Below are 23,026 nucleotides of genomic sequence, written 5' to 3' on the forward strand. Positions count from 1 at the left end.
CATTAAAGGAGGTTTTTTTCATGGCTGAACATATGTTAGATATGGGTCAAGATACAACTCTTGGTAAAGTAGAAATTGCACCAGAAGTAATTGAAGTAATTGCAGGTATTGCAGCTGCTGAAGTAGAAGGTGTAGCGGCAATGCGCGGTAATTTTGCTACAGATGTTGTTGAGAAGTTAGGTAAGAAAAATCATGGTAAAGGTGTAAAGGTTGAATTAGCAAACGAAGATATTATCGTTGACCTTTATGTTGTAATGTATTTTGGTGTAGCAATTCCAGTTGTTGCACAAAAGATTCAAGACAATATTCGCCAAGCACTCTTTACAATGACAGGACTTGAGCCAAAAGAAGTGAATGTTCACATCGTTGGCGTAACATTCGAAACACAAAAAACAGAAATCGAACCAGTGTAAGAATGAAAAGGTGCCTAGTAACATAGGCATCTTTTTTATCGTTTCATTTCTTCACAAATTACAACCCTCTAATTATTATACTATTTCAAAAAATAAGAAATAAACAAGGAAATGTGTCGTTTTTCCAAAAAACGTACATTGTGATAAGATATGGAACTTGAAGTTAATCTTTTTATTATTTTTCAGCCTTGTAACCCGTGTGTGAAACGATAAATTGTGTTATTATCATTGTATTATAAGGTTGGAAAATCAATGAAAACTGTAAGAGTAAGTGAATTGACGGCTTATAAATTATAATAATATAACAAAGTATAAGGAAAGACTTGAAGCATAAAGGAGAGTTACAATGAAACGTAGGACGGCTAGAGAAAGAGCAATGCAAGCATTATACCAAATGGATATTACAGGTGAATTAGAACCGAAAGTAGCAGTGGAAAACACGCTGGATGAAGGCGAAGAAACAAATGAGTTTCTAGAGTCACTTGTAGTAGGTTTTGTAGAAAATAAAGAAGCAATCGATGAAGCGATTCGTCAAAACTTAAAAAAGTGGAAGCTTGAGCGTATTAGTATTGTTGATCGCAGTATTTTACGTGTAGCTGTGTATGAAATGAAGTACATGGAAGAAATTCCACACAACGTAACAATTAACGAAGCAATTGAAATTGCAAAAACATTTGGGGATGAGGAATCTCGTCGTTTTATTAACGGCGTTTTATCTAATATAAAAGATACACTGTAAATTCTTTAAGGGGGAATCTTAAAATGGTAGCAGTAATCATCAAAGGAAATGAAGTTGCGGAGAAAAAACGAGCACAATTAACAGAAGAAGTTGTGAAGTTGAAAGAGCAAGGTATTGTACCAGGATTAGCAGTTATTTTAGTTGGAGAAGATCCAGCATCTCGTTCTTATGTGAAAGGAAAAGAAAAAGGCTGTGAACAAGTAGGGATTTACTCAGAGCTAATTGAACTTCCTGAAACAATTACTGAGGAACGTTTGCTTGCTGAAATCGATCGCTTAAATGGCGATGACCGTATTAATGGCATATTAGTGCAATTACCTTTACCAAAACATATTGAAGAAAAAGCTATCATTGAAAGAATTTCACCAGAAAAGGATGTAGACGGATTTCACCCAATCAGCGTGGGACGTATGATGACGGGACAAGATACATTCCTTCCATGTACACCGCATGGTATTGTAGAATTAGTAAAAGAAACAAATCTTGATATTTCTGGAAAACATGTAGTAGTAATTGGAAGAAGTAATATTGTCGGTAAACCAGTGGGACAATTGTTTTTAAATGAAAATGCCACTGTAACATATTGTCATTCTAAGACGCAAAATATGAAAGAGTTATCGAAGTTAGCTGATATTTTAATCGTAGCTGTTGGACGACCTAAAATGATAACAGCGGATTATATTAAAGAAGGAGCGGTTGTAATTGACGTTGGTGTTAACCGTTTAGAAACAGGAAAACTTTGTGGTGATGTTGACTTTGACAACGTGTTAGATGTTGCGGGTTACATTACACCTGTGCCAAAGGGTGTTGGTCCAATGACAATCACAATGCTTCTTCATAATACTGTTGAATCTGCCAAACGTGCAGGTGTCGTTTGTAAATAATTTGAGTCGGCTATGAGGAGAGAGAAATGGAGAAGCAATATTTAACCGTTACAGCGTTAACACGCTATATAAAAACAAAAATAGAATATGATCCGCATTTGCAGTCTGTTTGGTTAAAAGGTGAAATTTCCAACTTTAAAAATCATAGCCGTGGCCACATGTATTTTACATTGAAAGATGAAAATGCAAGAATCGCAGCGGTTATGTTTGCGGGCCATAATCGTAATATTAAATTCAAACCTGAAAATGGGATGAAGGTACTCGTGAAAGGGAAAATCTCTGTTTACGAGGCGAGTGGTTCTTATCAAATTTATATTCAAGACATGCAGCCTGACGGAGTCGGGAATTTACATTTAGCGTACGAACAGTTAAAAGTTCGTTTAGAAGAAGAAGGACTTTTTTCTCAAGTTTATAAAAAAGCGATTCCTTCTTACGCTAAAACAATAGGTGTGATTACGTCGCCAACAGGAGCAGCGATTCGTGATATTATAACAACGATTAAACGTCGTTATCCAATTGGGAATGTTATTGTATTTCCGGTACTTGTACAAGGGGAGTCAGCGGCTCCCTCGATTGTACAAGCGATTCGTACAGCGAATGAAATGGGAGAGATAGATGTACTAATCGTTGGTCGTGGTGGAGGTTCTATTGAGGAATTATGGGCTTTCAATGAGGAAATGGTTGCAAGAGCAATCTTTAAGAGTGAAATTCCTATTATTTCGGCAGTAGGCCATGAAACGGATTTTACAATCGCAGATTTTGTTGCAGATTTACGCGCGCCAACACCGACTGCAGCAGCTGAGCTGGCAGCACCTAACATTATAGAGTTACAAGAAAAGGTATTACAAAGAACTCTGAGATTGCAAAGAGCAATGAGAGAGTTAGTACATAAAAAAGAAGAAAAACTACAAGTGTTGCAAAAATCGTATGCGTTCCGTTATCCAAGACAAGTATATGAGCAAAAGGAAGAGCAATTAGATAGAGCGCTAGAACAGCTTGTTTTAGCGAAAGAGCGCTATATTGATAAAAAGGTGAATCAGTTAAAGCAACTTTCATTTTATTTAGAGAAGCACCACCCATCTCAAAAAATTATGCAAACGAAGGTAGCTGTTGAAACGTTGCAAAAGCAATTACAACGTGAAATGCAAACGTTACTTCAAACGAAAGAATTTGCCTTTGTAAGAGCTGCTCAAAAACTTGAAGCGTTAAGTCCGCTTAAAGTAATGATGAGGGGGTACGGGCTTGTATATGATGAAGAGAAGCAAGTGTTAAAAAGTGTGAAAGATGTAAGCCTTGGAGATGCTGTTTCAGTTCAATTACAAGATGGAATACTAGATTGTAGCGTATCAGGCATAGAGGAGCGTGAATTGAATAATGGAAAATAAATTAAGCTTTGAAGAGGCAATTTCGCAACTTGAGCATCTTGTTTCTAAGCTAGAACAAGGTGACGTACCTTTAGAAGAAGCGATTTCTTATTTTAAAGAAGGTATGGAATTATCTAAGCTTTGTGATGAGAAGCTGAAGAATGTACAAGAACAAATGGCAGTTATTCTTGGGGAAGATGGAGAGCTTGAACCGTTTACTGCTTTAGGAGATGAAGCATAGTGACGATTGCTTTTGATACTTTTTTGAAAGAAAGTAAAACTTTCGTAGAAGAAAAACTTGTAAGCTATGCAAATGAATTACAATGTCCAAATGTACTTCGTGAAGCGATGGCATATTCTTTGGAAGCGGGTGGAAAACGTCTCCGCCCGTTACTTTTGTTTGCAACATTACAAGCGTTTGGGAAAGAAAGAAATCTTGGAGTAGGTGCAGCTTGTGCTCTTGAAATGATTCATACATATTCATTAGTTCATGATGATTTACCTTGTATGGATGATGATGATTTAAGAAGAGGAAAGCCCACAAATCACAAAGTATTTGGTGAAGCGATGGCAGTTTTAGCTGGAGATGGCTTATTGACGTATGCTTTTCAAGTTATTATGGCATATGAGCAAAAAGAAATTTCTGCCGAAAAAAAAGTAAGACTTGTACTTGAACTTGCAAAAGCAGCAGGACCAGAAGGAATGGTTGGCGGACAAGTGGCAGATATGGAAGCTGAAGGGAAACGCCTTACGATTGATGAATTGGAGTACATCCATAAACATAAGACCGGAAAACTGCTTGAATTTGCTGTACTTGCGGGTGCGATACTTTCTGATGCGACAGAAGAGCAAGAAGAAAAGTTGCTTACGTTTGCCAAATATATCGGTCTAGCTTTCCAAATTCGAGATGATATTTTAGATGTCGAAGGAACTGAAGAAGAGATTGGAAAACCGATTGGTAGCGATCTTTCTAATGAAAAGAGCACATATACAACGTTGTTTACTGTAGATAGAGCAAAGGATATTTTAGAAGAAACAATTGCAGAAGCAAAAGGTGCGATTAGTTCCTTGCAATTACAAGATGAATATTTACTATCTATTTGTGATTTGATTGCAAAACGTAATAACTAATATAACAGCGTTTTCATTTGTTGAGTCATTCATCATTTTATGATATAAATGTAGGAAAAGGTTTTTCTTTTCTTGTTATTGGCAAAAATATATGTAGATTACATTGCCGTTATCACTTCGTGTTAGCGGCTATTTTTTTCATCGCCTAAAGAAATATGGTTTATAATAGGATTAGGGCGCAATAGACTGGTTAATAGCGGGACAAGACGAAAAATAGAAAAGAGAATTTCTTGTTTTGTGTAAATGTTTTTTATAATATTTGACATGTTGACAGATTATGAAATGAAAGTGAGTGATCCATGTGGATCTAACGCAAATTCAAAACCCTAGTTTTTTGAAAGATATGTCTATCAGTGAACTAGAGGGATTGAGTGAGGATATTCGTAAGTTTTTAATTGAAGAGCTCTCTCAAACAGGTGGACATATTGCACCTAATTTAGGTGTAGTAGAACTCACAATTGCTCTGCACAAATTATTTGATAGCCCGCAAGATAAATTTTTATGGGATGTAGGACATCAATCCTATGTACATAAAATTTTAACTGGACGTGCGAAAGAGTTTGGTACATTAAGGCAATATCAAGGTCTATGTGGTTTCCCGAAACGTTGCGAGAGTGAGCACGATGTATGGGAAACTGGTCATAGCTCGACTTCGTTATCGGCTGCAATGGGAATGGCTCTGGCACGTGATTTAAAGAAAACGAAAGAATATGTTATACCAATTATTGGAGATGGTGCTTTAACAGGCGGAATGGCTTTAGAGGCATTGAACCATATTGGACATGAAAAAACAGACATGATTGTTATTTTGAATGATAATGAAATGTCAATTGCACCAAACGTTGGTGCGCTTCATAATGTGCTCGGTCGTTTACGTACCGCAGGAAAATATCACTGGGTAAAAGATGAATTAGAGTATATATTAAAGAAAATCCCAGCAGTTGGCGGGAAAGTGGCTGCGACAGCAGAGAAAATAAAAGATAGTCTTAAATATTTACTAGTATCTGGTGTCTTTTTCGAAGAGTTAGGCTTTACATATTTAGGTCCAGTCGATGGGCATGATTATGAAAAGTTATTCGAAACGTTGCAATATGCAAAGAAAACAAAAGGCCCAGTGCTTGTTCACGTTATTACGAAAAAAGGAAAAGGTTATAAACCGGCTGAGAGTGACGTTATTGGAACTTGGCATGGAACAGGACCTTATAAAATTGAATCAGGTGACTTCGTTAAGCCGAAAGAAGTTGCACCAGCATGGAGTGCTGTCGTTAGTGAAACAGTACTTAAGCTAGCGAGAGCGGATGAGCGTATCGTAGCAATTACACCTGCAATGCCTGTTGGATCAAAACTTGAGAAATTCCAAAAAGAATTCCCAGATCGTATGATTGATGTAGGTATTGCAGAACAGCATGCTACAACAATGGCAGCAGGTATGGCAACGCAAGGAATGAAGCCATTCTTAGCGATTTATTCAACGTTTTTACAAAGAGCATATGACCAAGTTGTTCATGATATATGCCGCCAAAATTTAAATGTTTTCATCGGAATAGATCGCTCGGGATTAGTAGGAGCAGATGGTGAAACGCATCAAGGCGTATTTGATATCTCATTCTTACGTCACTTGCCGAATATGGTGCTTATGATGCCGAAAGATGAAAATGAAGGGCAACATTTAGTTTATACGGCGATGCAATATGAAGATGGACCAATCGCATTGCGTTATGCTCGCGGTAATGGACTTGGCGTTCATATGGATAAAGAATTAAAGGCGATTCCAATCGGTACGTGGGAGACGTTAAAAGAGGGTACACAAGCAGCTATTTTAACATTTGGTACGACAATACCAATGGCAATGGAAGCAGCTGAGCGTCTTGAAAAAGCTGGGGTTTCAGTGAAAGTAGTGAATGCTCGCTTTATTAAACCAATGGATGAAGCATATTTACATGATCTTCTAGGAAAGAATATACCGATTTTAACGATTGAAGAAGCTTGTTTAATCGGTGGTTTTGGAACAGGAGTAGTTGAATTTGCATCTGAAAATGGTTACCATAGTGCATTAGTTGAACGAATGGGTATTCCAGACCGCTTCATAGAGCACGGAAGTGTAACAAAATTATTAGAAGAAATTGGTTTAACGACAGATGCTGTTGTAGACCGTATTCATACAATGATTCCATCAAAACAAAAAAGGGCGTAACAAATGAGCGTAAAAAAAGAAAGAGTAGATGTACTATTAGTAGAGCGAGGACTTATAGAAACGCGTGAGAAAGCAAAGCGCGCCATTATGGCCGGACTCGTATATGCAAATGAGATGAGACTTGATAAGCCAGGAGAGAAAATCTCGCAAGATACTGAGATTACGGTGAAGGGACAAGTTATGCCGTATGTAAGTCGTGGTGGTTATAAACTTGAAAAGGCATTAGAGACATTTCATCTTGATTTACAAGATAAAGTTATGATAGATATTGGTTCATCAACTGGTGGCTTTACAGATTGCGCGCTTCAAAATGGAGCGAAATTATCTTATGCATTAGATGTAGGATACAATCAACTAGCGTGGAAATTACGTCAAGATGAGCGTGTTGTTGTAATGGAACGAACAAACTTCCGTTACGTGACACCAGCAGACTTAGAACGTGGTTTACCTCAATTTGCAAGTATTGATGTTTCATTTATATCATTAAAGCTTATACTGCCAGTTTTAAAAACAATGCTTATGCCTAACGGAGATGTAGCAGCGTTAATTAAACCGCAGTTTGAAGCTGGAAGAGAGCAAGTTGGGAAAAAAGGTATCGTTCGTGATAGAAAAGTACATGAAGCTGTTGTAGAAATGATTGTCGAGTTTGCTTTAAAAGAAGGCTATGATGTGGAAGGTTTAACATTCTCACCAATTACGGGTGGGGATGGTAATATTGAATTTTTAATTCATCTGAAATGGCATGGTGAACGTGAGAATGGCGAAAATCATTCTCCGATTTCTATAGAGCAAGTTGTTACAGAAGCGCATGACGTTCTAAAACAAAAAGGGAAAGGGGAATAACATATGTTGTTCCTCTTTTTGCTGTAATTGTATAATGATTGTAAAAACAATTGTGTACAAGAAACGAATTATAAGTTAACATAAATAAGTGAAGTATACCAATGTTTAAACTATGGTAAGAGATAGTGTGAGGTGCAAATGTATGAATAAAGGTCAGCGCCATATTAAAATCAGGGAAATTATTGCAAACAAAGAAATTGAAACACAAGATGAATTAGTTGATATTTTACGTAATGAGGGATTTAATGTAACGCAAGCAACAGTATCGCGCGATATTAAAGAACTGCACTTAGTGAAGGTGCCATTACATGATGGGCGCTATAAATATAGCTTGCCAGCAGATCAACGATTTAACCCGTTACAAAAATTAAAACGAAATCTAGTGGATTCATTTGTGAAATTAGACACAGCAGGACATATGCTTGTGCTAAAAACATTGCCTGGTAACGCTCATTCACTTGGAGCACTTATTGATCATTTAGAGTGGGATGAGATCATCGGAACCATCTGTGGTGATGATACTTGCTTAATTATTTGCCGTACACCTGACGATACAGGTGTTGTCTCTGATCGTTTCTTAAATATGTTGTAACAAAAAATCTTGTTTGCTTTCCATCGTAAAGTGGAAAGTGAACAAGATATTTTTATTGGTTAAAAATATGAATTTTCAATTGTAATATAATATTTTGTTTGCGTAAAGTTAAAAAATAGATGGATTGACCCGTAAAACAAATGTTTGGTACAATGAAGCGGGTTAGAAGAGTATATACATACAAATATATAGCATGATTATTTGAATGAAGAACTGAGAAAATCCTTTAGTAAGGGATTATTTTATAACGAGGTGAATGGGGCATTGTTATCGGAATTATCGATTAGAAACTTTGCTATTATTGAAGCATTAAATATTTCTTTTCAAAAAGGTTTAACGGTTTTAAGCGGTGAAACAGGGGCCGGAAAATCGATTATTATTGATGCAATTAGTTTACTTGTAGGTGGCCGTGGGTCAGCAGAATTTGTTCGATATGGAACAGAAAAGGCTGAGATTGAAGGGCTATTTTATGTTGAAGATGAGAAGCATCCATGTATTGAAAAGGCAGAAGAGTTAGATATAGAAATAGAAGATGGTATGATTATTTTAAAGCGTGATATTGCTGCGAACGGGAAGAGTGTATGTCGTGTAAATGGGAAGCTTGTTACACTTAGCATATTAAAAGAAATTGGGAAAACACTTGTTGATATTCACGGACAGCACGAAACGCAAGATTTAATGAATGAAGAACGACATCTGTTTATGCTTGATCACTTTGATGGGGATCGAATCGTTAAACAATTAGACATATATCAAAACGTATACGCTGACTATGAAAAATTAAAAAAACAATTGAAATCGTTAAGTGAAAATGAGCAACAAATGGCACATCGCTTAGATTTAATTCAATTTCAGCACGAGGAAATTCGCAAGGCGGATTTAAAGATGGATGAAGAAAATGAATTAACTGAGGAACGATTGCAAATTTCTAATTTTGAAAAGATTTATAAAGCGTTAGGTGATGCATATCGTTCTTTAAGTGCCGACGGACAAGGATTAGATAATGTAAGAAGTGCAATGGGGCAAATGGAAAGTATTACACATTTAGATGAAGTGTATCAAGAGAATCATGATTCAATTGCAAATAGCTATTACTTATTAGAAGAGGTTGCCTATCAACTGAGGGAAAAGCTCGATATGATGGAATATGATCCAAATCGTTTAGATGAAATCGAAACACGTTTGAATGAAATTCGTATGCTAAAGAGAAAATATGGAAATAATGTAGAAGAGATTTTAGCGTATGCTGATAAAATTGAACAGGAAATTTTTACGATTGAAAATAAAGACGTTCATATTGAAACGACGAAGAAACAGTTGAAGGAATTAGAAAGTGTTATTATGAAAGAAGCAACGTTGTTAAGTAATATGCGTCATGAGCTTGCAGAACACCTTACAAATGCAATTCATCAGGAATTAAAAGAATTATATATGGAAAAAACGAAATTTGAAGTGAGAATTATGAAGAGAGAAGGAAATGCAGAAGAGCCCCTTGTGGAAGGTGCGCCGGTAAGACTTACGGCGGATGGTTACGATCATGTGGAATTTTATATTTCAACGAACCCAGGAGAGCCGCTAAAACCACTTTCAAAGGTTGCTTCTGGCGGAGAGTTATCTCGTATCATTTTAGCTTTAAAAAGCATTTTTTCTAAGCATCAAGGGGTTGCATCTGTTATTTTTGATGAAGTGGATACGGGTGTAAGTGGCCGGGTCGCACAGGCTATTGCGGAAAAAATTTATCGAGTATCAGTAAACTCGCAAGTACTTTGTATTACGCACTTACCTCAAGTAGCTTCAATGGCAGATTCACATTTATTTATTCGAAAACAAGTAGCGAATGATCGGACAATTACATCAGTTACTGTTTTAACTATGGAGGATAAAGTAACAGAAATAGCTCGAATGATTTCTGGTGTGGAAATCACAGATTTAACGACAGAGCATGCGAAAGAATTACTTACGCAAGCGCATCATTTTAAACAGACAGCAGAGGCTATCCAGTAATGGATAGCTTTTTTTCTCAAATGACGATTTCTTAATTCTTCCGGTTATAAATAAAGCACTGCAAGGAGAGATTAAAAAGTGAAGCCAAGAGGCTGAATGTGGGGTAGGAGCGAGGAGAGTGAACAAGTTGAAATTAGAAAAATTTCGAAAAATAATAGGTCTTTGTCTCCTTGTTTCTTTAGTTTTTATTGGATGTTTTAAACCGCTTCGAACGTTTATTTCATCACCGAAACAACTTGTTGTTTTTGAAGGGCAACAATCAGAAATATCATCATTACCAGTTTTCAAAGCTTCATCCACAAATCGTCATGTATTTACAGTGAGTTCAAATGAACAAAAACAAGGACTTATGGTAAATTCTCATCAAAATGGTGAAGCTGATATGGTATTTCAGCTTGCTGGTTTTCCAGTGAAAAAAGTAAATGTGAAAGTGTTAAAAGATTTTAAAGTGATTCCAGGTGGACAATCAATTGGTGTGAAATTAAATACAAAAGGTGTACTTGTTGTAGGCCATCATTTAATTCAAACTGAAAAAGGTAAAATATCTCCTGGTGAAACAGCAGGTGTACAAATTGGAGATATGATTACTGAAATTAATGGTAAAACAATTGAAAGAATGAGTGATGTAGCACCGTTTATTCATAATAGTGGAGAAACAGGTGAACCGCTTAATCTTGTATTGTTAAGAGATGGAAAATATATTCGTACGAAGCTAACTCCACAAAAAGACAACGGTGAATCGTCTTATCGAATTGGCTTGTATATCCGTGATTCGGCAGCTGGAATTGGAACGATGACATTTGTTCATCCAGATTCTATGAAATATGGGGCACTTGGTCATGTTATTTCTGATAATGATACGAAAAAGCCGATTCAAGTCGAAGATGGACAAATTATGCGCTCGACAGTTACATCAATTGAAAGAGGTAGTCATGGGAATCCAGGGGAGAAATTAGCAAGATTCTCACCAGACCGTGAAGTGATTGGCAATATTACAATTAATAGTCCATATGGTATTTTTGGAAAATTAAATACGAATATGAAAAACGGTATAATGGATAAAGCAATGCCTATCGCATTATCTCATCAAGTAAAAGAAGGACCGGCAAAAATATTAACAGTTATTGATCAAGATAAAGTAGAAGCGTTTGATATTGAAGTTGTTAGTACAGTGCAGCAAAAATTCCCAGCCACAAAGGGTATGGTAATAAAAGTAACAGATAAACGTCTATTAGAGAAAACGGGCGGTATCGTACAAGGAATGAGCGGAAGTCCAATTGTACAAAATGGAAAAGTAATTGGTGCTGTTACACATGTATTTGTAAATGATCCAACATCAGGATATGGTGTTCATATTGAATGGATGTTACATCAAGCTGGAATTAATATTTATGATCAAGAGAAAAAAGCGAGCTAATATATATTATTAGCTCGCTTTTTCTGTTGAAAAATTCGTTGAAATTTTGTAAAAGCTCCGCAAGAGGTGTTTTTTGTTGTAAAATAAAAGGAAAGGGTTGAACGTTTCGTTGTATTTCTATGATGGAATGTGTTGCGAAAGGGAATAAATGAACGATAAACATATTTTTTTGTGATTTTATCGGAAAGTAAGAAACTTTAAAAGGGAATTTTCACACAATTGTCGAACAATTCATGTAGCCTAGAAGGATACACATGTCGGAGAATCGATTCGGTAAGGGAGGAAAAGCTGTGGAGAAAATTAAAGTATGTCTTGTGGATGATAATAAAGAACTAGTATCAATGTTAGAGAGCTATGTAGCCGCTCAAGATGATATGGAAGTAATCGGTACTGCTTATAATGGTCAAGAGTGTTTAAACTTATTAACAGATAAGCAACCTGATGTACTCGTTTTAGACATTATTATGCCACACTTAGATGGTTTAGCTGTATTGGAGAAAATGCGACATATTGAAAGGTTAAAACAGCCTAGCGTAATTATGTTGACAGCATTTGGCCAAGAAGATGTGACGAAAAAAGCAGTTGACTTAGGTGCCTCATATTTCATATTAAAACCATTTGATATGGAGAATTTAACGAGTCATATTCGTCAAGTGAGTGGTAAAGCAAACACTATGATTAAGCGTCCACTACCATCATTCCGATCAGCCACAACAGTAGATGGAAAACCGAAAAACTTAGATGCGAGTATTACGAGTATCATTCATGAAATTGGTGTACCCGCTCATATTAAAGGATATATGTATTTACGAGAAGCAATCTCCATGGTATACAATGATATCGAATTATTAGGATCGATTACGAAAGTATTGTATCCAGATATCGCAAAGAAATATAATACAACAGCAAGCCGTGTGGAGCGCGCAATTCGTCACGCAATTGAAGTAGCTTGGAGCCGTGGGAATATTGATTCTATTTCGTCCTTATTCGGTTATACAGTATCCATGTCAAAAGCAAAACCTACGAATTCTGAGTTTATCGCAATGGTTGCGGATAAGCTGAGACTTGAACATAAAGCTAGTTGAGAGTAAAAGTAGTAAGGGATTTAAGTTTTAGTAAAGCTTAATAATTCTTGAAATTGATACTCGATATCAAATTTAAAACCAATGAACTTTTTATTTAAAGACCAATGAATGTTATAATTCGTTGGTCTTTTTATTTTGTTGAGAAAAAGAGATTATTTGATAGTATGGAAAATAAAACCTATTTTTAGTAATATTACATGTAAGTGAGTTTTTTATAAGGCAATAAAATAGATATAGATAGGGAGAAGGGGAATGGAAAATAAAATTTCAACTTGGCTAGGAATAGTAGCAGCTATGGGAGTTCTTGCTATTGCAGTTACATTTGGAATGTTAGAACTTGCAGATAATCCCGTAGATAAAGAAGTGAGTGCTCAAATAGATAAAAAAGAAGACCAAACAATAGTAGGTAGAGAGGTAGATGGGGTCTTTGTTGATGTGTATGTTACTGAAAATTCTACTGAAAGCGAAGTCATTACAGCGATGCATCGCATGACTCATCAAAAAGTGGTGGCAGAACGAAAATCGGGCTCTATCCCAATGATTCAAAGTAATACTAAAAAATTAAAAGAAATTATAAATAAGAGTAGCTTTGCGAAGAAAAATGAACTTTTAGCAATTGCTGATAGATGGGCGAAAAAAGATTTTAGTAAAATTGTAGAAGATCACAATTATTTCTCAGATGCTCAAGAAGATAGCGTTTGTAAAGCAACTAGAGCAATGGATGCGTTAGAAGAGCAACATTATATTTTAACTACATTCGGGGAGGAAAAAGCGAAAGAACTATACGAATCAGGGGATGCTCCGCACGTTCAATAAAAAACAATATAAAGGGCTTCTAGTTTTTTATGATCGTGTTTTTAGGACGCAATGGGGACTTATAAATAAATGGTCTGCTTTCTTTATGACGTGTAACAAAAAAGAAAAGATGTGATTCATTATTAAATGATGAAGGAACGGCTAAATCACATCGTAGTACATCTGTTAAAGGATTTTAGTAGGAAAGGCATCCGTGATATAATAGAAAATAATAAAAAGTCCTGCAAAAAACAGGACTGTATTATTCTTCGTCTTTATTTTGTTTTTCTAATTCAACTAGTTTTTGAATTAAAATGTGCTGCGGCATATGCATGAGTTGTTCAAGTGGAACACCTAGTGCTTTTGATAAGCGGACTGCAGTATCTGGAGAGATTTGTAATGGTCTCATAGAAGTACCTCCTTTTTCGTATAGTATAGCATAAGATTGGGGGAGTGAGGATGACTCTTATATTTGCACATCGTGGTGCGGCTGGAACGTACCCAGAAAATACAATGATTTCATTTGAAGCAGCTGAGTCTTTTAGAGCGGATGGAATTGAACTTGATGTTCAATTAACGAAAGATGGAAAAGTTGTCGTCATTCACGATGAAACGGTGGACCGGACAACAAATGGAAAAGGTGCGGTTCGGAATTATGTATATGAGGACTTATGCAAGTTAGATGCAAGTTATAAATTTGGTGATAAAGTAGGTTTTTGTAAAATACCACTTTTAGAAGAGGTATTAGAATGGCTTGAACAAACGAGTTTGCTACTTAATATTGAACTTAAAAATAATAAAATTCCATACAGAGGTTTAGAGGAAGAAGTTATAACGCTTGTACGGAAATTTAGTCTAGAGGATCGTGTTATATTTTCTTCGTTTAATCACTACAGTATGAAACGGTGCCATATGATGGCTCCTGATATTCAAACAGCAATTTTATATCGCGAAGGTTTGCATAGTCCGTGGGCATACGCGAAAAAAATGGGGGCTACAGCAGTACATCCGAATTATCGTTATCTTCAAGATGCTATTGCCGAACTAACGATGGAAAGTGGTGTAGAAGTTCGCCCTTATACAATTAATGAAGAAACGCTTATGCGTAAATATTTTGATATGAATATATCGGCGATTATTACTGATTACCCTGAAACGGCAAGAACGTTATTGCCAATAAAAAAATGAGACCGCGTGTAACGGTCTCATTTTTTTGTTTATAAATAGTGGGGCATTCCTATCTTCTAAAGCGAGCTTGTACTTTATTTCGTTTGCGATCTCGGTGCAAGACGAAGCCACCAAAGATATAAAACCCGAGCGCGAAGCAGAGAGCGCCGATTAAAAATTGTAACCACAGTATGGAAATTGGTGGAAATGGAATCCCGAATACAGTATCTCTCATTAACTTTATACCAAACACAGCTAATGAAATAGGGATGAGTGCTAATAGTAGAGCAACGTAACGCTGCATACATAACGCTCCTTTTCAGATTATTTCGTATATTTTAATGATGTTATACGGAAAGGGGGTTTGTCAAGAGGGTGCTGAACGAGTAAGATAAGGGTGTGAAAAAAATTGCAGAGTTACTTCGAGAGGAAGTGTAATATATGAAACAAAAAGTATTAATTGTTGGTGCAGGTGAAGGCGGGAGCGCGCTGCTGAATCTGTTACAAAGTTCGAATATATTTCAAATTATAGGGATTATTGATATAAATCCGTTGGCAAAAGGACTACAAATTGCTAAGGAATACGGGATTACAATTGGAGAAAGTGTAACTCCATTTCTTTCTATGCATATCGATGTAATATTTGATATGACAGGTGAAGATGATGTACATAAAGTTTTATTAGAAAAAAAGAAAAAAGACACTCTTCTTATACCAGGTGATATCGCAAAAATTGTTACAGGATTAGCGCATGAGAAGGAAGGGCTAATTGGGCGGTTAGAGGAACAGACGCAACAAGGAGAATTAATTTTAAATTCTACACATGACGGCATGATTGTAATTGATCGAGAGGGACAAGTTCGTCTTTTTAATAAAAGTGCAGAGCGTATTATCGGATATAAAAAAGAAGAGGCGATAGGAAAGTATATTTTAGAAGTCATTCCAACTAGTAAATTACTTCGCATTATACGTACGAAACAAATAGAAGTAAATTATGAACTGACATTAGAGAATGGAAAGAAAATTATTACAACGCGTATTCCAATATTAAAAGAAGGAGGAGAGGTACAAGGGGCATTTGCAATTTTTAAAGATATAACAGAAGTTGTAGATCTTGCGGAAGAAGTTACAGACTTAAAAGAAATTCAAACACTATTAGAGGCAATTATTAACTCATCTGAAGAAGCGATTTCGGTTGTGGATGAAAAAGGAAGAGGTTTAGTCATTAACCCAGCATATACGAAATTAACGGGTTTAACAGAAGAAGATATTATTGGGAAGCCTGCTACAACTGATATTGTAGAAGGCGAAAGTATGCATATGAAAGTACTTCGAACGCGTCGTGCGGTGCGCGGAATACATATGAAGATTGGGCAAAAAAAGCGAGATGTAATTGTAAACGTAGCACCAGTTATTGTGGATGGAATATTGAAAGGAAGCGTCGGTGTTATCCGTGACGTGTCGGAAATTCAAAAATTAACAAATGAATTGAATAGAGCAAGGCAAATTATTCGTACATTAGAAGCGAAATATTCATTTGATGATATTGTCGGAAATTCAGATGAAACAACGGCAGCTATCGAACAGGCGAAGCTAGGAGCGAATACACCAGCAACAGTACTGTTACGCGGGGAATCTGGGACTGGTAAAGAATTGTTTGCACATGCAATCCATAATGGAAGTAATCGAAAATACAATAAGTTCGTCCGTGTAAACTGTGCGGCCATTTCGGAGACGTTGTTAGAAAGTGAATTATTTGGTTATGAGGAAGGGGCGTTTTCTGGAGCGAAAAGAGGCGGGAAACGTGGGTTCTTTGAGGAAGCGAATAACGGTAGTATTTTTTTAGATGAAATAGGGGAGTTGTCTGCAAATACACAAGCGAAACTCCTTCGTGTATTGCAGGAAAAAGAAATTGTAAAAGTTGGTGGAACGAAAGCGATACCTATTAATGTTCGAGTAATTGCAGCGACACATGTGAATTTAGAAAAGGCTATTCTAGAAGGGAAGTTTAGGGAGGATTTATATTATCGATTAAATAAAATTCCAATTCAAATTCCATCTCTTCGTCAACGTAAAGGAGATATACCGACAATTGCGGACAGATTGATTCAAAAAATTAATCAAGATTACGGTCGTAATGTAGAAGGGCTCACTGATTCAGCCGTTTTATATTTACAATCATACGAATGGCCAGGAAATGTGAGGGAACTTGAAAATATTTTGGGGAGAGCTATTATCTTTATGAATTATAACGAGACCTATATTGATGTACACCATTTACCGCCATTACATAACGAAGAGCAGGTGGAGTCAAAGCAATCTCATTTATTACCTGAATTAGAAGAAAAGCCACTTGAACATTTAGTGACAGAGTTTGAAGGGAATATTATTTATGAATATTTGGAGAGATTTGATGGGAATAAAACACAAACTGCAAAAGCGTTAGGAATTTCCGTTCGAAATTTATATTACAAGCTAGAAAAGTATGACCATGCAAAAAATAGCATGCAATAAATTGCGTACCGTGCAATTTATTGCATGGTATACAAAAAGCGACAAAATAAGACAGAATCTTTCGTTATTTTCCAAAGTATTGATTTTACTGCATTTTGAATGCGTTTTCATTATTGGTAAGACCACTTTTAAAAGTTGGCACGGTATTTGCTTTATAAATAGACGAGGGACGACGGAAAGGGTTGATTACAAAATATGAAGTTAGAATACTTAATTGATCAAGCAGCAGGAAAGCCTAAAAAAACTGTGGCTGTAGCAGTAGCTGAAGATCATGAAGTAATTGAAGCTGTAGCGAAAGCAATTAAATTACAGCTAGCTCAATTTCGTCTATATGGAAATCAAGAAAAAATAATGGGGATGCTACAAGAACATGGTTTACAAACTTCAGAACATGTTGAAGTGATTGCAGCAATGTCTAGTGCTGAAGCTGCAGAACTTTCTGTTAAAGCTGTGAGAAATAGTGAAGCAGATGTGCTTATGAAGGGGAACATCCCAACAGCGAATATTTTGAAGGCTGTGTTAAACAAAGAGTGGGGCCTACGTAAAGGTAGCGTACTTTCACATGTAGCAGCATTTGAAGTTCAAAATTACGACCGTCTTATTTTCGTTACAGATGCAGCGATGAACATCGCACCTGACGTAACACAAAAAGCTGCTATTATACAAAATACTGTAGAAGTTGCCCAGGCAATAGGAATCGACTTGCCCAAAGTGGCACCAATCGCAGCAGTAGAAGTTGTGAATCCAGCGATGCAGGCGACAATTGATGCAGCGATGTTAACACAAATGAATCGCCGCGGACAAATTAAAGATTGTATCGTTGATGGACCACTTGCTTTAGATAATGCAGTATCACAAATTGCAGCAGAGCATAAAGGCATAGTAAGTGATGTAGCAGGTAAGGCAGATATTTTACTCGTCCCAACGATTGAAGCTGGAAATGTGCTATATAAATCACTCGTATACTTTGCGGATGCAAAAGTAGGAGCAATGATTGCTGGCGCAAAAGCACCGATTGTTTTAACATCTCGTGCTGATTCAGCAGAAACAAAAGTATATTCATTAGCATTGGCAGTTGCGACTGCTTCAAAATAAACCAAAAAGGGTAAAACATTAGGGGGAAACGACAATGACATTAGAAATCTTCGAATACTTAGAAAAATATGATTATGAGCAAGTAGTATTTTGTCAAGATAAAGAATCTGGTTTAAAAGCAATTATTGCAATTCATGATACAACACTTGGACCGGCTCTTGGTGGAACAAGAATGTGGACATATGATTCTGAAGAAGCGGCGATTGAAGATGCATTGCGTCTTGCAAAAGGGATGACATACAAAAACGCAGCAGCTGGTTTAAACTTAGGTGGTGCGAAAACAGTAATTATCGGTGATCCTCGTAAAGATAAGAGCGAAGCAATGTTCCGTGCACTAGGACGTTATATCCAAGGACTAAACGGACGTTACATTACAGCTGAAGATGTTGGTACAACAGTAGATGATATGGATATTATCCATGAAGAAACTGACTTTGTAACAGGTATCTCACCATCATTCGGTTCTTCTGGTAACCCATCTCCAGTAACTGCATACGGTGTTTACCGTGGTATGAAAGCAGCTGCAAAAGAAGCTTTCGGTACTGATAATTTAGAAGGAAAAGTAATTGCTGTTCAAGGCGTTGGTAACGTAGCATATCACCTATGCAAACATTTACACGCTGAAGGAGCAAAATTAATCGTTACAGATATTAATAAAGAAGCTGTACAACGTGCTGTAGAAGAATTCGGTGCATCAGCAGTTGAACCAAATGAAATTTACGGTGTTGAATGCGATATTTACGCACCATGTGCATTAGGCGCAACAGTTAATGATGAAACTATTCCACAACTTAAAGCAAAAGTAATCGCAGGTTCTGCAAATAACCAATTAAAAGAAAATCGTCACGGTGACATCATTCATGAAATGGGTATTGTATACGCACCAGATTATGTAATTAATGCAGGTGGCGTAATTAACGTAGCAGACGAATTATATGGATACAATAGAGAACGTGCACTAAAACGTGTTGAGTCTATTTATGACACAATTGCAAAAGTAATCGAAATTTCAAAACGCGATGGCATAGCAACTTATGTAGCGGCAGATCGTCTAGCTGAAGAGCGCATTGCAAGCTTGAAAAATTCTCGTAGCACTTACTTACGCAACGGTCACGATATTATTAGCCGTCGCTAATCATTCATATATAACTTTTACAAAAGGCGTGGTTACCTCTTATGAGGTTTCCACTTCCTTTTGAATTTATTAGTGGAGGTAGCAACATTGTCTGTAAATCGAATTCTTGTTATTAACCCAGGTAGTACATCCACAAAAATTGGTGTTTTTGATAATGAAAGACCCGTTTTAGAAGAAACGATTCGTCATGACGTAGAACAGATTGGGAAATACAAGCGAATTATCGACCAATATGAGTTTCGAAAAGAAACGATTTTAGAAGTTCTACATTCTCATGGTATTAACATTTCAAAATTAAACGCTGTTTGTGGACGTGGTGGATTACTTCGTCCAATCGAAGGCGGTACGTATACAGTAAACGATGCGATGTTAGAAGATTTAAAAAATGGGTTTAGCGGTCATCACGCTTCAAACCTTGGAGGCATTTTAGCATATGAAATTGCTTCTGGATTAAACATTCCTGCATTTATTGTGGATCCTGTCGTTGTAGATGAGATGGAGCCAGTTGCTCGTATAAGTGGTATTGCTGGTATGGAACGTAAAAGTATCTTCCATGCATTAAATCAAAAAGCAGTTGCTCGTAAAGTAGCCGAACAGTTAAACCACAAATATGAGGATTTAAATTTATTAGTTACACATATGGGCGGTGGTATTACAGTTGGTGCTCATAAAAAAGGAAGAGTAATCGATGTGAATAACGGTTTAAACGGAGAAGGACCATTTAGTCCAGAGCGTGCTGGTACAGTACCAGTAGGGCAACTAGTAGAAATGTGTTTCTCTGGTGAGTATTACCGAGATGAAATGATTAAAAAGCTTGTCGGACAAGGTGGACTTGTAAGTTTAATCGGTACAAATGATGCGATTAAAGTAGAGAAAATGGTTGAAAAAGGTGATCCTGAAGCAACTCTTATTTATAAAGCAATGGCATATCAAGTTGCAAAAGAGATTGGCGGAGCTAGCGCTGTACTTCACGGGAAAATCGATGCAATCGTATTAACTGGTGGACTGGCATACAGTAAAATTCTTGTCGATGAAATAAAAGAGCGAGTGGACTGGATTGCAGATGTTATCGTACATCCAGGCGAAGATGAGTTAGAAGCGTTAGCAGAAGGAGCACTTCGTGTATTACGTGAAGAAGAAGCTCCAAAAGAATATGTTGTACGTGAAAAAGAAACGGTAGCTAGGGGTTGAGATAATGGCAAAAGAATATGATTTAGTCATCGTTGGCGGCGGTACTGGTGGATATGTTGCTGCAATTCGTGCATCACAACTAGGGTTAAAAACTGCACTAGTCGAAAAAGAAAATCTTGGTGGTACTTGTTTACACAAAGGATGTATCCCTAGTAAAGCTCTTTTACGTAGTGCGGAAGTATATGCAACTGCTAAAAAAAGCGAAGAGTTCGGAGTTATTGCAAGCAATGTAGAACTAAACTTTGCGAAAGTACAAGAGCGTAAAGAGAAGATTGTAACGCAGCTTCATAAAGGCGTTCAACACTTAATGAAACAAGGTAAAATTGATGTGTTTGAAGGTATTGGCCGTATTCTTGGCCCATCTATTTTCTCTCCGATGCCAGGGACAATTTCAGTTGAACTTGCAAGTGGAGAAGAGAATGAAATGTTAATTCCAAAAAATGTACTTATTGCAACAGGTTCTCGTCCAAATTCATTACCAGGTTTAGAATTAGACGGAGAGTACGTAATGTCTTCAGATCATGCCCTAAAAATGGAAACGCTTCCTAGTTCGATTATTATCGTTGGTGGCGGTGTAATCGGTATTGAGTGGGCATCTATGCTTGCTGACTTCGGTGTAGAAGTTACAGTATTAGAGTATGCAAAAACAATATTACCACTAGAAGATCAAGACGTTTCAAAAGAAATGCAACGTCTATTCAAGAAAAAAGGTATTAAAGTGGTAACTGGTGCAAAAGTATTACCAGAAACATTGGTAAAAGATAATGGAGTAACAATCCAAGCTGAACACAACGGTGAAAATAAAGAATTTAAAGCAGAAAAAATGCTTGTATCTGTAGGAAGACAAGCGAATACGCAAAATATTGGCCTAGAGAACACAGATATCGTTGTGGAAAAAGGATACATTCAAACAAATGAGTTTTATCAAACGAAAGAATCGCATATTTACGCAATTGGAGATGTAATCGGTGGCCTGCAACTTGCTCACGTTGCTTCTCATGAAGGAATTGCTGCAGTAGAACATATTGCAGGGAAAGAAGTTACACCAATTGATTACTCTATGGTATCAAAATGCGTATATAGCAGTCCAGAAGTTGCTTCTGTCGGTTTAACAGAACAAGAAGCGAAAGAAAAAGGCTATAAGTTAAAAGTAGGTAAGTTCTCATTCCGCGCAATCGGAAAAGCACTTGTATACGGAGAATCAGATGGTTTCGTAAAACTTGTAGTTGATGAAGAGACAAATGACATTCTTGGTGTTCATATGATTGGACCACATGTAACAGATATGATTTCTGAAGCGGGTCTTGCAAGAGTACTTGATGCAACACCTTGGGAAGTAGCACATACAATTCATCCGCATCCATCATTATCTGAGGCGATTGGTGAAGCAGCACTTGCTGTAGATGGAAGAGCGTTACACGCATAAAAATGTGGATTTAGGAGGTTATGAAAAATGGCAGAAGTAAAAGAAAAGCGCCATGAAGAGCTTGGCTTAAGTGATGAGCAAGTATTAGAAATGTTCCGTACGATGTTACTTGCACGTAAAATTGACGAACGTATGTGGTTATTAAACCGCGCTGGTAAAATTCCATTCGTAATTTCTTGTCAAGGACAAGAGGCTGCACAAGTTGGAGCGGCGTTCGCTCTTGATAGAGAGAAAGATTATGCATTACCATACTACCGTGATATGGGTGTTGTACTAGCATTTGGTATGACAGCTAAAGAGCTTATGTTGTCTGCTTTTGCGAAAGCTGGAGATCCAAACTCTGGTGGTCGTCAAATGCCTGGTCACTTCGGTCAAAAGAAAAATCGTATTGTTACAGGTTCATCTCCAGTAACAACACAAGTACCACATGCAGTTGGTATTGCACTAGCTGGAAAAATGGAGAAGAAAGATTTAGTAACGTTCGTTACATTTGGAGAAGGTTCTTCAAACCAAGGTGACTTCCATGAAGGGGCAAACTTTGCTGGTGTACACAAACTACCTGTTATTTTTATGTGTGAAAATAACAAATATGCAATCTCTATTCCAGTTGAAAAACAATTAGCATGTAAAAACGTATCAGATCGTGCGATTGGTTACGGTATGCCTGGATATACAATAGACGGAAACGATCCACTTGCAGTATATAAAGCTGTAAAAGAAGCAGCAGATCGCGGTCGTCGTGGTGAAGGACCAACTTTAATTGAAACAGTATCATATCGTTTAACAGCACATTCTAGTGACGATGATGATCGTGTTTATCGTGATAAAGAAGAAGTAGAAGAAGCAAAGAAAAAAGATTCAATTATAACATTCGCAGCTTATTTAAAAGAAGCTGGTGTGTTAACTGAGGAATCCGAAAAACAAATGTTAGACGAAATTATGCATATCGTAAATGAAGCAACAGAATATGCAGAAAATGCTCCGTATGCAGCACCTGAAGATGCATTGAAGCACGTATACGCAGAATAGGGGGGAAC

At 36.9% G+C, this 23,026-nt stretch carries 22 protein-coding genes; 20 read left to right on the top strand and 2 right to left on the bottom strand.

Annotated elements, in window-relative coordinates:
* Positions 1–20 precede the first annotated feature (20 nt).
* The 13 genes from ABWK52_RS04680 (at position 21) to ABWK52_RS04740 (ending at position 13,482) form a co-directional block, all read left to right on the top strand.
* A complete protein-coding gene (locus ABWK52_RS04680; RefSeq protein ID WP_000807630.1) occupies positions 21–413 on the top strand; it encodes an Asp23/Gls24 family envelope stress response protein in 393 nt (130 codons plus the stop codon).
* A 346-nt stretch (positions 414–759) separates the two neighbouring features.
* Complete coding sequence (gene nusB, locus ABWK52_RS04685) at positions 760–1,152, top strand: N utilization substance protein NusB (RefSeq protein ID WP_000830247.1); 393 nt, start codon at positions 760–762, stop codon at positions 1,150–1,152.
* Positions 1,153–1,175: 23 nt separating this feature from the next.
* Positions 1,176–2,036 carry a bifunctional methylenetetrahydrofolate dehydrogenase/methenyltetrahydrofolate cyclohydrolase FolD gene (folD, locus tag ABWK52_RS04690; RefSeq protein ID WP_000226732.1) on the top strand — a complete coding sequence of 287 codons (861 nt, stop codon included), beginning with the start codon at positions 1,176–1,178 and terminating at the stop codon, positions 2,034–2,036.
* Positions 2,037–2,062: 26 nt separating this feature from the next.
* Positions 2,063–3,421 carry an exodeoxyribonuclease VII large subunit gene (xseA, locus tag ABWK52_RS04695; RefSeq protein ID WP_000415254.1) on the top strand — a complete coding sequence of 453 codons (1,359 nt, stop codon included), beginning with the start codon at positions 2,063–2,065 and terminating at the stop codon, positions 3,419–3,421.
* Entirely contained in the window at positions 3,411–3,641 is a 231-nt protein-coding gene (gene xseB / locus ABWK52_RS04700) for an exodeoxyribonuclease VII small subunit (RefSeq protein ID WP_000428423.1), read from the top strand. The genes xseA and xseB overlap by 11 nt, the downstream gene beginning before the upstream one ends.
* Positions 3,641–4,531: a (2E,6E)-farnesyl diphosphate synthase gene (gene ispA, locus ABWK52_RS04705; protein WP_000150374.1), complete on the top strand. Its 891-nt coding sequence runs from the start codon at positions 3,641–3,643 to the stop codon at positions 4,529–4,531. Before xseB ends, ispA begins: the two co-directional genes overlap by 1 nt.
* A gap of 301 nt (positions 4,532–4,832) precedes the next feature.
* Positions 4,833–6,725, top strand: coding sequence for a 1-deoxy-D-xylulose-5-phosphate synthase (dxs, locus tag ABWK52_RS04710; protein WP_000366454.1), 1,893 nt, complete (start codon positions 4,833–4,835; stop codon positions 6,723–6,725).
* Positions 6,726–6,728: 3 nt separating this feature from the next.
* Complete coding sequence (locus ABWK52_RS04715; RefSeq protein WP_000111874.1) at positions 6,729–7,568, top strand: TlyA family RNA methyltransferase; 840 nt, start codon at positions 6,729–6,731, stop codon at positions 7,566–7,568.
* Between the two features lie 142 nt (positions 7,569–7,710).
* Positions 7,711–8,160 (top strand): arginine repressor ArgR, encoded by a 450-nt coding sequence (gene argR, locus ABWK52_RS04720; protein ID WP_001032580.1) that lies wholly within the window; start codon positions 7,711–7,713, stop codon positions 8,158–8,160.
* 264 nt (positions 8,161–8,424) lie between these two features.
* A complete protein-coding gene (gene recN / locus ABWK52_RS04725; RefSeq protein WP_000947765.1) occupies positions 8,425–10,164 on the top strand; it encodes a DNA repair protein RecN in 1,740 nt (579 codons plus the stop codon).
* Between the two features lie 118 nt (positions 10,165–10,282).
* On the top strand, positions 10,283–11,581 hold the full coding sequence (spoIVB, locus tag ABWK52_RS04730) for a SpoIVB peptidase (protein ID WP_002098091.1): 1,299 nt from the start codon (positions 10,283–10,285) through the stop codon (positions 11,579–11,581).
* Between the two features lie 290 nt (positions 11,582–11,871).
* Positions 11,872–12,666: a sporulation transcription factor Spo0A gene (spo0A, locus tag ABWK52_RS04735; RefSeq protein WP_021727703.1), complete on the top strand. Its 795-nt coding sequence runs from the start codon at positions 11,872–11,874 to the stop codon at positions 12,664–12,666.
* Positions 12,667–12,918: 252 nt separating this feature from the next.
* Complete coding sequence (locus tag ABWK52_RS04740; protein ID WP_000428232.1) at positions 12,919–13,482, top strand: PRK06770 family protein; 564 nt, start codon at positions 12,919–12,921, stop codon at positions 13,480–13,482.
* A 241-nt stretch (positions 13,483–13,723) separates the two neighbouring features.
* On the opposite strand, the gene ABWK52_RS04745 is transcribed toward ABWK52_RS04740, so the two are convergent.
* The gene (locus ABWK52_RS04745) at positions 13,724–13,870 is read right to left on the bottom strand and encodes a YycC family protein (RefSeq protein ID WP_001247671.1); all 147 of its coding nucleotides are present in this window, start codon (positions 13,868–13,870) and stop codon (positions 13,724–13,726) included.
* 50 nt (positions 13,871–13,920) lie between these two features.
* Here ABWK52_RS04745 and ABWK52_RS04750 point away from each other — a divergent pair, with 50 nt between their 5' ends.
* Complete coding sequence (locus ABWK52_RS04750) at positions 13,921–14,649, top strand: glycerophosphodiester phosphodiesterase (RefSeq protein ID WP_000172580.1); 729 nt, start codon at positions 13,921–13,923, stop codon at positions 14,647–14,649.
* A gap of 49 nt (positions 14,650–14,698) precedes the next feature.
* On the opposite strand, the gene ABWK52_RS04755 is transcribed toward ABWK52_RS04750, so the two are convergent.
* On the bottom strand, positions 14,699–14,932 hold the full coding sequence (locus tag ABWK52_RS04755) for a DUF2627 domain-containing protein (RefSeq protein WP_016111657.1): 234 nt from the start codon (positions 14,930–14,932) through the stop codon (positions 14,699–14,701).
* Positions 14,933–15,069: 137 nt separating this feature from the next.
* Here ABWK52_RS04755 and ABWK52_RS04760 point away from each other — a divergent pair, with 137 nt between their 5' ends.
* From ABWK52_RS04760 to bfmBAA, 6 genes are all read left to right on the top strand, one after another.
* Entirely contained in the window at positions 15,070–17,142 is a 2,073-nt protein-coding gene (locus ABWK52_RS04760) for a sigma-54 interaction domain-containing protein (RefSeq protein WP_087875716.1), read from the top strand.
* A gap of 195 nt (positions 17,143–17,337) precedes the next feature.
* Complete coding sequence (gene yqiS, locus ABWK52_RS04765; protein WP_097998002.1) at positions 17,338–18,237, top strand: phosphate butyryltransferase; 900 nt, start codon at positions 17,338–17,340, stop codon at positions 18,235–18,237.
* Positions 18,238–18,271: 34 nt separating this feature from the next.
* On the top strand, positions 18,272–19,372 hold the full coding sequence (locus ABWK52_RS04770; RefSeq protein WP_000171357.1) for a leucine dehydrogenase: 1,101 nt from the start codon (positions 18,272–18,274) through the stop codon (positions 19,370–19,372).
* A gap of 87 nt (positions 19,373–19,459) precedes the next feature.
* Positions 19,460–20,563, top strand: a complete 1,104-nt coding sequence (buk, locus tag ABWK52_RS04775; RefSeq protein ID WP_000115780.1) for a butyrate kinase — start codon at positions 19,460–19,462, stop codon at positions 20,561–20,563.
* A gap of 4 nt (positions 20,564–20,567) precedes the next feature.
* The gene (gene lpdA, locus ABWK52_RS04780; protein WP_001051289.1) at positions 20,568–21,989 is read left to right on the top strand and encodes a dihydrolipoyl dehydrogenase; all 1,422 of its coding nucleotides are present in this window, start codon (positions 20,568–20,570) and stop codon (positions 21,987–21,989) included.
* Between the two features lie 27 nt (positions 21,990–22,016).
* Positions 22,017–23,018: a 3-methyl-2-oxobutanoate dehydrogenase subunit alpha gene (gene bfmBAA / locus ABWK52_RS04785; protein ID WP_000852551.1), complete on the top strand. Its 1,002-nt coding sequence runs from the start codon at positions 22,017–22,019 to the stop codon at positions 23,016–23,018.
* The last annotated feature ends 8 nt before the right edge of the window (positions 23,019–23,026 follow it).

The organism is Bacillus sp. AP50, assembly GCF_040492675.1.
GTDB lineage: Bacteria > Bacillota > Bacilli > Bacillales > Bacillaceae_G > Bacillus_A > Bacillus_A cereus.